The 12,164-nt window shown below is 67.7% G+C and carries 11 protein-coding genes; all 11 read left to right on the top strand.

Annotation, left to right across the window (positions count from 1 at the left end; genetic code table 11):
- Window positions 1–105: 105 nt before the first annotated feature.
- On the top strand, window positions 106–1,035 hold the full coding sequence (locus tag OY559_RS05610; protein ID WP_277729083.1) for a cation diffusion facilitator family transporter: 930 nt from the start codon (window positions 106–108) through the stop codon (window positions 1,033–1,035).
- A gap of 77 nt (window positions 1,036–1,112) precedes the next feature.
- Window positions 1,113–1,670: a ribosome recycling factor gene (frr, locus tag OY559_RS05605; protein ID WP_277729082.1), complete on the top strand. Its 558-nt coding sequence runs from the start codon at window positions 1,113–1,115 to the stop codon at window positions 1,668–1,670.
- Between the two features lie 8 nt (window positions 1,671–1,678).
- Complete coding sequence (gene uppS / locus OY559_RS05600) at window positions 1,679–2,437, top strand: polyprenyl diphosphate synthase (protein WP_277729081.1); 759 nt, start codon at window positions 1,679–1,681, stop codon at window positions 2,435–2,437.
- Window positions 2,434–3,294, top strand: coding sequence for a phosphatidate cytidylyltransferase (locus tag OY559_RS05595; protein ID WP_277729080.1), 861 nt, complete (start codon window positions 2,434–2,436; stop codon window positions 3,292–3,294). Before uppS ends, OY559_RS05595 begins: the two co-directional genes overlap by 4 nt.
- Window positions 3,295–3,296: 2 nt before the next feature.
- Window positions 3,297–4,484, top strand: coding sequence for a 1-deoxy-D-xylulose-5-phosphate reductoisomerase (locus tag OY559_RS05590; RefSeq protein ID WP_277729079.1), 1,188 nt, complete (start codon window positions 3,297–3,299; stop codon window positions 4,482–4,484).
- A 13-nt stretch (window positions 4,485–4,497) separates the two neighbouring features.
- A complete protein-coding gene (rseP, locus tag OY559_RS05585) occupies window positions 4,498–5,862 on the top strand; it encodes an RIP metalloprotease RseP (protein ID WP_277729078.1) in 1,365 nt (454 codons plus the stop codon).
- 122 nt (window positions 5,863–5,984) lie between these two features.
- Window positions 5,985–8,465, top strand: a complete 2,481-nt coding sequence (bamA, locus tag OY559_RS05580; protein WP_277729077.1) for an outer membrane protein assembly factor BamA — start codon at window positions 5,985–5,987, stop codon at window positions 8,463–8,465.
- A gap of 112 nt (window positions 8,466–8,577) precedes the next feature.
- Window positions 8,578–9,597, top strand: a complete 1,020-nt coding sequence (lpxD, locus tag OY559_RS05575; RefSeq protein ID WP_277729076.1) for a UDP-3-O-(3-hydroxymyristoyl)glucosamine N-acyltransferase — start codon at window positions 8,578–8,580, stop codon at window positions 9,595–9,597.
- A complete protein-coding gene (gene fabZ / locus OY559_RS05570) occupies window positions 9,597–10,052 on the top strand; it encodes a 3-hydroxyacyl-ACP dehydratase FabZ (RefSeq protein WP_277729075.1) in 456 nt (151 codons plus the stop codon). The genes lpxD and fabZ overlap by 1 nt, the downstream gene beginning before the upstream one ends.
- 1 nt (window position 10,053) lies before the next feature.
- Complete coding sequence (lpxA, locus tag OY559_RS05565) at window positions 10,054–10,842, top strand: acyl-ACP--UDP-N-acetylglucosamine O-acyltransferase (protein WP_277729074.1); 789 nt, start codon at window positions 10,054–10,056, stop codon at window positions 10,840–10,842.
- Complete coding sequence (gene lpxB / locus OY559_RS05560; protein WP_343228780.1) at window positions 10,758–12,023, top strand: lipid-A-disaccharide synthase; 1,266 nt, start codon at window positions 10,758–10,760, stop codon at window positions 12,021–12,023. The genes lpxA and lpxB overlap by 85 nt, the downstream gene beginning before the upstream one ends.
- The last annotated feature ends 141 nt before the right edge of the window (window positions 12,024–12,164 follow it).

The raw sequence follows: 12,164 nt of genomic DNA, 5'->3' as shown, positions 1-12,164 counted from the left end.
GGGCATGGCCCGCTCCTACAGACCGTTCATGGGCGTCGGGGGCTTCGCGTGCCCGCTGTCGCCCTGTAATAGTGTTCGCCTACTGCCACGGGCACCCTAGCCGCCATGGGACACGGACACCACCACGGCCACGGGGCGCATGCCCATCCGCAGGCATCGACCACGCGCACCTTCGCGTGGGTCACCCTGATCAACCTCGCCTATACCGCCATCGAGGCGGGCTACGGTTTCCACACGAACTCGCTGGCGCTGCTGTCGGACGCGCTGCACAACCTCGGCGACGTGCTCGGGTTGGCGCTGGCCTGGGGTGCCGCCGTCCTGGCCGGGCGGCGGCCGCGCGGACGCCACACCTACGGCTGGCGACGCGCCACCCTGCTGTCGCCGCTGGCCAACGCGGTCCTGCTGGTGGTCTTTTCCGGCGCGCTGGGCTGGGAAGCCGTCCGCCGTTTCAGCGCACCGCCCGAAATCCCCGCCACACCGGTCATCGTGGTCGCCTCGCTGGGCATTCTGGTCAATCTGGGCGCCGCTTGGCTGGTGAAGGATGGCCATGCGCACGACCTCAACAAGCGGGGCGCCTTCCTGCACCTGATGGCCGACGCCGCCGTATCGCTGGCCGCGGTACTGGCTGGTGTCGGCATGGCCACGCTGGGCTGGGCCTGGCTGGATCCGGCCACGGCGCTGCTGATCGCGGTCGTGGTCGCGGTCGGGTCGTGGGGACTGCTCCGCGCCAGCTTCGACGCGGCCATGGATGCCGTACCGGCCAGCGTGGACCCGGACGACGTCCGCCGCTTCCTGCACGAGCAGCCCGGCGTCTCGGCCGTGCACCACCTGCACATCTGGTCGCTGGGCGCCAATGAGATCGCCCTGACCGCGCACCTGGTGCGTGCGCGGGAGGACGACCACGATGCCTTCATCGACGCCACCGTGCACACGCTGGACCATCGCTTCGGCATCAACCACGCCACCCTGCAGATCGAACGTGGTGGGGCATGCGGCCACGACCTGCACGATGCGGCGCCGCATCATTCCCGCTGACCCATGCGCGGCAGGTCGGCAACGGCACCGAATCGCCCTATAATCGGTCGTTTACAGGCTTTGCAACGGAAAGGGCGATGCTCAACGACATCAAGAAAGACGCGCAGGCGCGCATGACCAAGAGCATCGAGGCGCTCCGCCACACGCTGGTGAAGGTCCGCACGGGGCGCGCTTCCACGGCCCTGGTCGAGCACCTGAAGGTCAACTACTACGGGTCGGACATGCCACTGAGCCAGGTCGCCACCGTGACCGTCTCCGACTCCCGTTCACTCACGATCACCCCGTGGGAAAAGCAGATGGTCGGCGCAGTCGAGAAGGCCATCCTGGCGTCCGACCTGGGCCTGACCCCGAATACCGCCGGCACCACCATCCGCCTGAACCTGCCGGCGCTGACCGAAGAGCGCCGCAAGGAGCTGTCCAAGGTCGTCCATGGCGAAGGCGAGGACGCGAAGGTGGCGATCCGCAACATCCGCCGCGACGCCAACCAGCAGGTCAAGGACCTGTTGAAGGACAAACAGATCACCGAGGACGAGGAACGTCGTACCGAGGACGAGATCCAGAAGCTGACCGACAAGTCCATCAAGGACGTCGACGACGTGGTCAAGGCCAAGGAACAGGAACTGATGGCGGTCTGAGGACTGCCATGTCCCCTGCCGTCCCCGCGTCCGTGCCCCGCCACCTGGCCGTCATCATGGACGGCAACGGGCGCTGGGCCGAACGCCGCCGCCGCCCGCGCGTGATCGGCCACCGCGCCGGCGCGCGCGCGGTCAACACCTGCATCGATTTCTGCCTGGAACGCGGCATCGGCGCGCTGACCCTGTTCGCGTTCTCCAGCGAGAACTGGGGTCGCCCCGAGGAAGAAGTCGGCGCGCTGATGAAGCTGTTCCTCAACGCGCTGGACCGCGAAGTCGACGAACTGCACCGCCGCGAGGTACGCGTGCGCTTCATCGGCGACCGCGCTCGATTTTCCGCCGACATCCGCGCACGCATGGACGCGGCCGAGGCACTGACCCGCGGCAACACGCGCCTGCACCTGGTGATCGCGGCGAGCTATGGCGGGCGCCAGGACATCGCGCACGCGGCGCGTGCGCTGGCCACCGAAGTCGCGGCCGGACGCCTGCGGCCCGAGGACATCGACGAAGCCACGCTCGGCGCCCATGTCGCGCTGGCCGACCTGCCGCCGCCCGACCTCTTCATCCGCACCGGCGGCGACCACCGCATCAGCAATTTCCTGCTGTGGCAGCTGGCCTATACCGAACTCTGGTTCACCGACGTGCTGTGGCCCGACCTGGACGCGACGCTGCTGCAGCGCGCCCTGGACGACTTCGCGCAGCGCGAGCGCCGCTTCGGTCTGACCAGCGCGCAGATCGCCAGCGGCACCCACGAGGACACAACGGCATGAGCACGCCCAGCGCCACCCGCACCCGCGTCATCGCAGCGCTGGTGATGGCGCCCTTTGCCATCGGCGCGATCCTGCTGCTGCCCACGTCGTGGCTGGTGATGCTGGCGGCGCTGGTGTTCCTGGTCGGGCTGTGGGAGTGGTTCAAGCTCGCCGAGATAGACGACACCCTGCAGCGCACCGTGCTGCTGACCGCCAACCTGCTGCTGATGGTGCTGCTGGTGTGGGCATCGCGCGGATCGACGGATCTGGTCCCCCTGCGCCTGATGGCCCTCGTGGGCGCGATGTGGTGGCTGCTGGCCCTGCTGTGGCTGCGCTTCTTCCATTTCGCGTCCGATCACGAGACCTGGGCGCGCGTGTTCAAGCTGGCCGCCGGCACGCTGGCCGTGGTGCCCGCCTGGTGCGCGCTGGGCCTGATCCACTCCTCCGAGCCGAATGGACACATCTGGTTGTTCGTCGCGCTGGCCATCGTCTGGGCGGCCGATAGTGGCGCGTACTTCGCAGGGCGCCACTTCGGCGGCCGCTGGTTCCTCGGCAGGAAGCTCGCTCCGCGCATCAGCCCCAACAAGACGCTCGAAGGGCTGCTCGGTGGCCTGGCAGCCGGCATGCTGGTGGCGGGCGTCGGTGCACTCATCGCCGGTGTGGACCTGGCGCAGGTGCCCGGTGTGCTGCTGGTGGCGGTATTCACGGTGCTGTTCTCGGTGGTCGGCGACCTGTTTGAAAGCCTGCTCAAGCGGCATGTCGGTGCCAAGGATTCGGGCGACGTGATCCCCGGCCACGGCGGCGTGCTGGATCGCATCGATGGTGTGCTCGCGGCGCTGCCCATCTTCGTGCTGGGCAAGGAAGTCTTCGGGTTCTGAACATGGCCGCGCACGCACAACGCAACGTGGCGGTCCTCGGCGCGACCGGCTCCATCGGCGCATCGGCGCTGGATGTGGTCGCACGCCATCCCGACCGCTACCGCGCCAGCGTGCTTTCAGCCGGCTGCAATGTGGAGGCGTTGCTCGCACTGTGCACCCTGCATCGGCCCGACCATGCCGTCGTCGCCGACGAAAGCCAGTTCGCACGCTTGCGTGACGGCCTGTCCGACGCCGGGCTGGCGACCCGCGCACACGCCGGCGCCGCGGCCCTGGATGCGCTGGTGTCCGACCCCGGCTGCGACATCGTCGTAGCTGCCATCGTCGGCGCTGCGGGGCTGTCGTCGACCCTGGCGGCGGCCCGCGCCGGCAAACGCCTGCTGCTGGCCAACAAGGAGTCGCTCGTCCTCGCCGGTGAGCTGATGACCGCCGCCGCGGACGCCGCCGGTGCCGAGATCATCCCGATCGACAGCGAGCACAACGCGATCTTCCAGTGCCTGCGTTCACGACAGGCTCAGGGCGAAGTCGCCCGCATCGTACTGACGGCGTCGGGTGGCCCGTTCCGCGGATGGAGCCGTGGGGATCTGGCCCGCGTCTCGCGCGAACAGGCCGTCGCCCATCCCAAATGGTCGATGGGCCCGAAGATTTCGGTCGATTCGGCGACCCTGATGAACAAAGGCCTGGAACTGATCGAGGCCCATCACTTGTTCGGCGTGGAGCGCGAACGGCTGGACGTGCTGGTGCATCCGCAGAGTCTGGTGCACTCCCTCGTGGAATTCGTCGATGGTTCCACGCTGGCGCAGTTGGGATTGCCCGACATGCGTACGTCCCTGGCCGTGGGACTGGGCTGGCCGGAAAGGATCGCATCGGGGGTGCCGGGCCTGGACCTGTTGCGGCATCCACGACTGGACTTCGAGGCGCCCGACCTGGATGCCTTTCCCTGCCTGCGGCTGGCCTGGCACGCAATGACGGCCGGAGGCACGGCGCCAGCGGTCCTGAACGCTGCGAACGAAGTCGCAGTTTCAGCCTTTCTTCAGGGCCGGATCGGTTTCCTATCCATTCCTGCGCTGGTCGAGGATGCCCTCGCCGCGTTGCCCGCAACGCCGGCCGATTCGCTGGATGCGCTGCTGGAAGCGGACGCGCAGGCACGCCGACTGACCGAACGCAACCTCGCAGGCCACCTCTCCCCATGAGCGCCGACATCCGATGAGTGACGTGCTGGGCTCAATCTGGTGGATGATCGTGGCCCTGGGCGTGCTGGTCACGTTCCACGAATTCGGCCACTACTGGGTGGCGCGCCGCTGCGGCGTGAAGGTGCTGCGTTTTTCCGTGGGCTTCGGCAAGCCGCTGTGGTCGCGCCGCGACCGCCATGGCACCGAGTTCGCCATCGCCGCCATCCCGCTGGGCGGCTACGTCAAGATGCTGGACGAGGCCGAGGGCGATGTCCCCGCCGCGCAACAGGACCAGGCGTTCAACCGCAAGTCGGTGTGGCAGCGCATCGCCGTGGTCGCCGCCGGCCCGCTGGCGAACGTCCTGCTCTGCATCGTCCTGCTGTGGGCCATGTTCGTGCTGGGCAAACAGGACTACTCGGCCACGCTGGGCGGCGTAAGCGGCATCGCCGCCGATGCGGGCTTCATGCGCGGCGACAGGATCGTCCGGATCGGCGACCGCAAGATCGATACCTGGGCCGACGCCTCCATCGTGCTCACCAAGGCCGCCATCGATGGCGATGACGTCCCGGTCGAGGTGGAAACCGCCTCCGGCAGCCAACTGACCCGCACGCTGCCACTGTCCCGCCTGCCGGTCGGGTTCGACCAGGAGAACGCCATCGGCCTGAGCGGGCTGGTCTGGCGGCATTGGGTCGCGCCGGCGATCATCGGCAAGGTCACCCCGGGCTCGGCCGCCGACGGCGTACTGAACGTCGGCGACGTGGTGACGGCCGTGGACGGTCACCCGGTGCATGGTTTCAACGACATCGCCACCCAGGTCGACGCCTTGGGCAAACGCGGAGGCGCGGCCATGATCGAAGTCGATCGTGCCGGTGAGCGCCTGGCCTTCGAACTGGCGCCGCGCCGGACCCGGCATCCCGAGGCCGGCCAGGGCGACTACTGGGCCCTGGGACTGGCGCCCCCCGCGAAGGTGCAGATGCCCGGCTACGATGCCACGCTCCACTATGGCCCGGTCGCCGCCGTCCCGGCCGCCCTGCGCGAAACCGGCAAGCTGACCGCGGACTCGCTGGGCATGATCCGCCGGATGCTCACCGGGGATGCCTCGCTGAAGAACGTTTCGGGCCCCATCACCATCGCCCAGGTCGCCAACGTATCGGCCAAACGCGGGCCGGATTGGTTCCTCTGGTTCCTGGCGGCCATGTCCCTGAGCCTGGCCATCATCAACCTGCTGCCGATTCCTGTCTTGGACGGCGGCCACCTGCTGTATTACCTTATTGAATTGGTCAAGGGCAGCCCCTTGAGCGAACGCCACATGGTGGCTGGACAATATATGGGCCTGGCCGCGCTGGCGGGCCTGATGGGACTGGCGTTCTACAACGACATCCTGCGTCTGGTGACCTGATGCCCCTGAACTTTTCCGGGCTGGCCCGCTCCAAGTCGGCCTGTCCCTTCCTGGCGACACCCCGGACCGCGGCCCTGCGATCCACCCCTGCCCTGCAGGAACCACCCCAACCGGATGTAATGATGACGCGACTGCCTTCCCGCCGCCTGATTGCCCTCGCCCTGGCTTCGGCCATCGCCATGCCGGCACTGGCCCAGACGACGGAACCCGCCGCCGCACCTGCAATGGCCGAACCGCTGGGCAGCGCGTCCTTCACCGCCACGGACATCCGCATCGATGGCCTGCAGCGCATTTCTACCGGTACCGTCCTGACCTACCTGCCGATCGAACGGGGCGACCAGGTCACTTCGGCCGGCGTGTCCGAGTCGATCCGCGCGCTGTACAAGACCGGCTTCTTCGAGGACGTGAAGCTGGACCGCCAGGGCGACATCCTGGTGGTGACCGTCACCGAGCGCCCGGCGATCAACAAGTTGACCCTCACCGGCAACAAGGACATCAAGACCGAAGACCTGCTGACGGGCCTGAAGGACATCGGCCTGGCCGAAGGCGAGACCTTCGACCGCCTGAGCCTGGACCGCGTCACCCAGGAACTGGTGCGCCAGTACAACAACCGCGGCAAGTACAACGTCGAGATCACTCCCACGGTCAGCCCGCTCGACCGCAATCGCGTGGACGTGACCATCGCCGTCAAGGAAGGCAAGGCGGCCAAGATCAAGCACGTCAACGTGATCGGCGCCGAGAAGTTCCCCGCCGAGGACCTGCTGGAGAGCTGGGAGTCCAAGGAAAGCACCTGGCTGTCCTGGTACCGCCGCGACGACCAGTACTCGAAGGAGAAGCTGTCGGGCGACATGGAGCGCCTGAACTCCTGGTACCTGGACCGTGGCTACGTGGACTTCAGTATCGACTCCACCCAGGTGTCGATCAGCCCCGACAAGCGCGACATGTTCATCTCCGCCGGCATCACCGAAGGCGAGCAGTACAAGATCTCCGACGTGAAGGTCACCGGCGACACGGTGCTGCCGAAGGAAGAAATCGAAAAGCTGGTGATCGTGAAGCCGGAGCAGACCTTCTCGCGCATCCTGCTCGAGATGACATCCGACACCATCACCTCGACACTGGGCAACATCGGTTACGCGTTCGCCCAGGTGAATCCGATCCCCACCATCGATCGCGAGAACCGTACCGTCGCGATCAACCTGCAGGTGGTGCCCGGGCCGCGCGTCAACGTGCGCCGCATCACCTTCAAGGGCAACACGCGCACGGCGGATGAAGTGCTGCGCCGCGAAATGCGCCAGTTCGAAGGCAGCTGGTTCTCGCAGGTGGCCGTGGACCGCTCGCGCGTGCGCCTGCGCCGCCTGGGCTACTTCGAGACCGTGGAAGCGGAAACCACGCCCGTCCCGGGCACGACCGACCAGGTCGACGTGGTGTTCAACGTGAAGGAAACCACCTCGGGCAGCTTCGTGTTCGGCCTGGGCTATTCGCAGCTGTCCGGCCTGACCACGTCGATCCAGTTGTCGCAGAACAACTTCCTGGGCGGCGGCAACCGCGTGTCGGTGGAAGCGCAGCGCAGCGACTACCTGCAGCGCTATTCGTTCTCCTACACCAATCCGTTCTTCACCGACGAAGGCATGTCGCTGGGCTACAACCTGTGGTGGCGCGAGTTCGACTACTCGGACTTCAACACCGCCCAGTACTCCACCACCAGCGCTGCGGCACAGGGCATCCTGGGCCTGCCGATCTCCGAGAACGATACCGTCTCGCTGCTGTTCGGCGTCGACAGCAACGAAATCCTGACCTTCGGCGGCTCCACACCGCAGGCGATCATCGACTACATCGATGCCGTCGGCCAGCGCACCTTCCATGCCTGGCGTGCAGAGCTGGGCTGGGCCCGCGACACGCGCAACGACTACTTCATGCCCACGGGCGGTACCTACCAGCGCATTTCGGCCGAAGTCGCGCTCCCGGGCTCCACCGTCGAGTACTACAAGCTCAACTACGAGTTCTCGAAGTACTGGTCGCTCAGCCCCGCTTTCGTGCTGAACACCCGCGCCGAGATCGGCTACGGCGACAGTTACGGCTCGGACATCTACCGCTACATCTGCCGTGTCAACGGTTCCGACCCGCAGATCCCGGGCCAGGGAACCACGACCCCGCCGGCGGCGGACGGCACCTGCGCCGATGGCGGCACGCTGGACAGGATGCTGGTGGCGACCGGCCTGCCGTTCTTCGAGAATTTCTACGCGGGCGGCACGCGGTCCGTGCGCGGCTTCCGCGACAACACCCTGGGCCCGCGATCGGAGGTCATCTCCGGTTACCGCGGCCAGCCGCTGGGTGGTTCGCTGAAGACCACCGGCTCGGTCGAACTGATCTTCCCGAAACTGTTCGACTCCAATGCCGCGCGCGTTGCGGCGTTCTTCGACTTCGGCAACGTGTTCGACGGCGTGGACAACTTCGATGCCGGCGAGCTGCGCGCATCCACCGGTATCTCGCTGCTGTGGCGCGCGCCGGTGGGCCCGATCTCGATCAGCTACGCCTTCCCGATCAAGAAGGAAGACGGCGACGAGCTGGAACGCCTGCAGTTCACCTTCGGCGGCGCGTTCTGATCCCAGCGCCCATGCGGGCGATTCGACGGGGGGCGCAAGCCCCCCGTCTGCTGTCCACCATACGCCACCGTGAAAGCGGTTCGCGGGCCGCAGGGGCTAAACTACGCGCCCTATGACCTCCCCATCCTTCACCGCTGGCGAACTGGCCGAACGCTTCGCGCTCGAACTGCGCGGCGATGCGGACCTCCGCATCCACGGCGTCGCCACGCTGGCGCGGGCCGACGCCGGGCAGCTCGCCTTCCTCGCCAATACCCGCTATCGCGCCCAGTTGGCCGACAGCCGGGCCAGCCTGGTCGTCCTGCGGGCGGACGATGCCGATGCCGCCACCGGCGCCGTCCTGATCGCCAAGGACCCGTACGCCGCCTTCGCCCGGATGGCCGCACTGTTCGAGAGCAAACCGGACCGTGCGCCCGGAGTGCACTCCAGCGCCGTGATCGATCCGACCGCACGCATCGCGCCGGGCGCCCATGTGGGTCCGTTCGTCACGGTGGGTGCGCGCAGCGTCATCGGCGAGGGTGCCGTCATCGGCCCCGGTTGCGTGATCGGCGACGACTGCCTCGTGGGCGACGGCTGCGAGCTGATCGCCCGCGTCACCCTGGTCACGCGCGTGCGCCTGGGCCAGCGCGTGCTGGTCCATCCTGGCGCGGTGATCGGTGCTGATGGATTCGGACTGGCGATGGACAGCGGCCACTGGATCAAGGTGCCGCAGCTGGGCGGCGTGGTGGTCGGCGACGACTGCGAGATCGGCGCCAACACCACCATCGACCGCGGCGCACTGGATGACACGGTGCTGGAAGAGGACGTGCGCCTCGACAACCAGATCCAGATCGGCCACAACGTCCGCATCGGCGCGCATACCGCGATGGCCGGCTGCAGCGCCGCCGCCGGCAGCGCGCGCATCGGCCGCTACTGCCTGATCGGCGGCGCCGCCGGCGTGCTGGGACATCTGGAAATCTGCGACCGGGTGGTGGTCACCGCCATGTCGCTGGTGACCAGCTCCATCACCGAGCCCGGCGAATATTCCAGCGGCACGCCGCTCACCGACAACCGTACCTGGCGCAAGAACGCCGCCCGATTCAAGCAACTGGACGCCTTGGCACGACGCGTGCTGGCGGCCGACAAGGAAACCTGATGACCCTGGACCTGCAACTGCCCGTCGACTCGGCCACCATCCGCAAGCTGCTGCCGCACCGTTACCCGTTCCTGCTGGTGGACCGCGTGGTGGAGTTCGAGAAGGACAAGCGCGTGCTGGCCTACAAGAACATCACCCAGAACGAGCCCTTCTTCACCGGCCACTTCCCGGACCGTCCGATCATGCCGGGCGTGCTGATCATCGAGGCATTGGCGCAGGCCGGCGGCCTGTTGACCCAGTTGTCGCACCAGGGCGATACCGCTGGCCGCATGTTCTACATGGTGAAAGTGGAGAACGCGCGCTTCACCCGCATGGTGGTGCCGGGCGACCGGCTGGACCTGGACGTCACCCTGAAGCGACTGATCCGCAACATGGCGTTCTATACCGGCGTGGCGTCGGTCAACGGCGAACAGGTCGCCTGCGCCGACGTGCTGTGCGCCGAGGACACCCGCTGAGATGAGCGCCCCCACCGCCATCCATCCCAGCGCGGTCGTCGATCCCGGCGCGACGCTGGGCGAAGGCGTGCGCATCGGCCCGTTCGTCTATGTCGGCCCCGAGGTCGAGATCGGCGACGGCACCGTGATCGGCCCACACTGCACCGTCACTGGCCCGACGCGGATCGGTCGCGACAATATTTTCGTCGGGCACGCCGCCATCGGTGGCGATCCGCAGGACAAGAAGTTCAAGGGCGAGCGCGTCGAACTGGTCATCGGCGACCGCAACCAGGTGCGCGAGTTCGTCACGCTGAACCGCGGCACCGGCACCGGCGGCGGCATCACCCGCGTCGGCAGCGACAACATGCTGCTGGCCTATACGCACGTGGCGCACGATTGCATCGTCGGCAACCACTGCGTGTTCTCCAACAACTCCACGCTGGCGGGCCACGTGACCGTCGAGGACTGGGTGATCATGAGCGGCTTCGCCGGCGTGCACCAGTTCTGCCGCGTCGGCGCGCATGCCTTCATCGGCATGGGCGTGCTGCTGAGCGGCGATGTGCCGCCGTTCACCATGGTCGCCGGCGACGCCGCCGGCCGGCCGCGCGGCATCAACAGCGAGGGCCTCAAGCGGCGCGGCTTCGACGCCGACCGCATCGCGGCCATCAAGCGCGCCTACCGCACGCTGTACGTCGCCGGCCTGCCGCTGGCGGAGGCCAGGCAGCAATTGGCCGAACAGGCCCAGGCCAGCGACGACGTGAAGGCGCTGCTGCACTTCATCGACAGCGGCGACCGGCCGTTGCAGCGGTGATGGGAGCGACACCCGCGGCGCGGCCGCTGCGCATCGCGCTGTGCGCGGGCGAGGCGTCCGGCGACGGCCTGGGTGCGGGGCTCGTGGAGGTGCTGAAGCAACGCTTCCCGCGTGCCGAGTTCGCGGGCATCGGCGGCGACGCGATGCGTGCGGCGGGCTGCGAGACCTGGTTCGATGCGAACGAGCTCGCCGTGATGGGCCTGGCCGAAGTGCTGCGCCACCTGCCGCGCCTGTTGCGCCTGCGCAAGGCGTTCCGCCAGCGCGTGCTGGACTGGAAGCCCGATGTGTTCGTCGGCATCGACGCGCCCGACTTCAACCTCGGCGTCGAACGTTGGCTCAAGATGCGTGGCGTGCGCACCGTGCACTACGTCAGTCCCTCGGTATGGGCGTGGCGCGAGAAGCGCGCCGGGAAGATCGGCCACAGCGCGGACCGTGTGCTCTGCCTGTTCCCGATGGAGCCGCCGATCTATGCGCGTCACGCCGTCGACGCGCGCTTCGTCGGCCATCCGATGGCGGACGAGATCCCGATGGATCCCGATCGCGCGTCCGCGCGCGCCGCACTCGGCGTGTCGCCCGACGCACCCGTCCTGGCCGTGCTGCCTGGCAGCCGCCTGGGCGAGATCGGCCGGCTTGGCCCGGCCTTTTTCGACGCGGCACGCAGGGTGGCCGCGCAAGTCCCCGGTCTGCAGATCATCATCCCGGCCGCGAACGCCGCCTGCCGCCAGGCACTGGAAGCGCAGATCGCCGCGCAAGGCGTCGACCCCGCCTGGCACCTGCTCGACGGCCGTGCACGCGAGGCGATGATTGCCAGCGATGTCGTCCTGCTGGCCTCCGGCACGGCGACCCTGGAGGCCATGCTGTGCAAGCGGCCGATGGTGGTGGGCTACCGCATCGCCCCGCTGACCTACCGCATCGTCAAGGGCCTCGGGATGCTGAAGGTAGAGCGCTATGCGCTGCCCAACGTGCTGGCGGGGGAAGACATCGCGCCGGAACTGATGCAGGACGATTGCACTCCCGAACAGCTGTCCAAGGCCGTGCTGCGCTGGTTCCGCGAACCCGAAGCCGCCGCTTCGCTGCAGCCAACCTATCTGCGACTGCACGAGCAGCTGCGCCAGGATGCGTCGGCGCGCGCTGCCGATGCAGTGGTAGAGCTGATCCGCACTCCTGTAGGAGCGACGTAAGTCGCGACCGCAAACCATGGCTGCCCCCACGTCTTCATCGCTCACCGTAGAAACCCCCGCATCACTCCTGCTTGCCAGAAGAAGGGTTTGCGTGAACGTCGTTCCCGCGGTCGCGACTTACGTCGCTCCTACAGGAGGGGG

The sequence above is a fragment of the Pseudoxanthomonas sp. SE1 genome (genome assembly GCF_029542205.1).
Classification (GTDB): Bacteria; Pseudomonadota; Gammaproteobacteria; order Xanthomonadales; family Xanthomonadaceae; genus Pseudoxanthomonas_A.
This window is presented reverse-complemented; position numbering and strand designations above follow the sequence as displayed.

Excerpts from the sequence above, each read along its gene's own strand:
- OY559_RS05610 (WP_277729083.1), top strand. The coding sequence starts at position 106 with ATGGGACACGGACACCACCACGGCCACGGGGCGCATGCCCATCCGCAG.
- frr (WP_277729082.1), top strand. The coding sequence starts at position 1,113 with ATGCTCAACGACATCAAGAAAGACGCGCAGGCGCGCATGACCAAGAGC.
- uppS (WP_277729081.1), top strand. The coding sequence starts at position 1,679 with ATGTCCCCTGCCGTCCCCGCGTCCGTGCCCCGCCACCTGGCCGTCATC.
- OY559_RS05595 (WP_277729080.1), top strand. The coding sequence starts at position 2,434 with ATGAGCACGCCCAGCGCCACCCGCACCCGCGTCATCGCAGCGCTGGTG.
- OY559_RS05590 (WP_277729079.1), top strand. The coding sequence starts at position 3,297 with ATGGCCGCGCACGCACAACGCAACGTGGCGGTCCTCGGCGCGACCGGC.
- rseP (WP_277729078.1), top strand. The coding sequence starts at position 4,498 with ATGAGTGACGTGCTGGGCTCAATCTGGTGGATGATCGTGGCCCTGGGC.
- bamA (WP_277729077.1), top strand. The coding sequence starts at position 5,985 with ATGACGCGACTGCCTTCCCGCCGCCTGATTGCCCTCGCCCTGGCTTCG.
- lpxD (WP_277729076.1), top strand. The coding sequence starts at position 8,578 with ATGACCTCCCCATCCTTCACCGCTGGCGAACTGGCCGAACGCTTCGCG.
- fabZ (WP_277729075.1), top strand. The coding sequence starts at position 9,597 with ATGACCCTGGACCTGCAACTGCCCGTCGACTCGGCCACCATCCGCAAG.
- lpxA (WP_277729074.1), top strand. The coding sequence starts at position 10,054 with ATGAGCGCCCCCACCGCCATCCATCCCAGCGCGGTCGTCGATCCCGGC.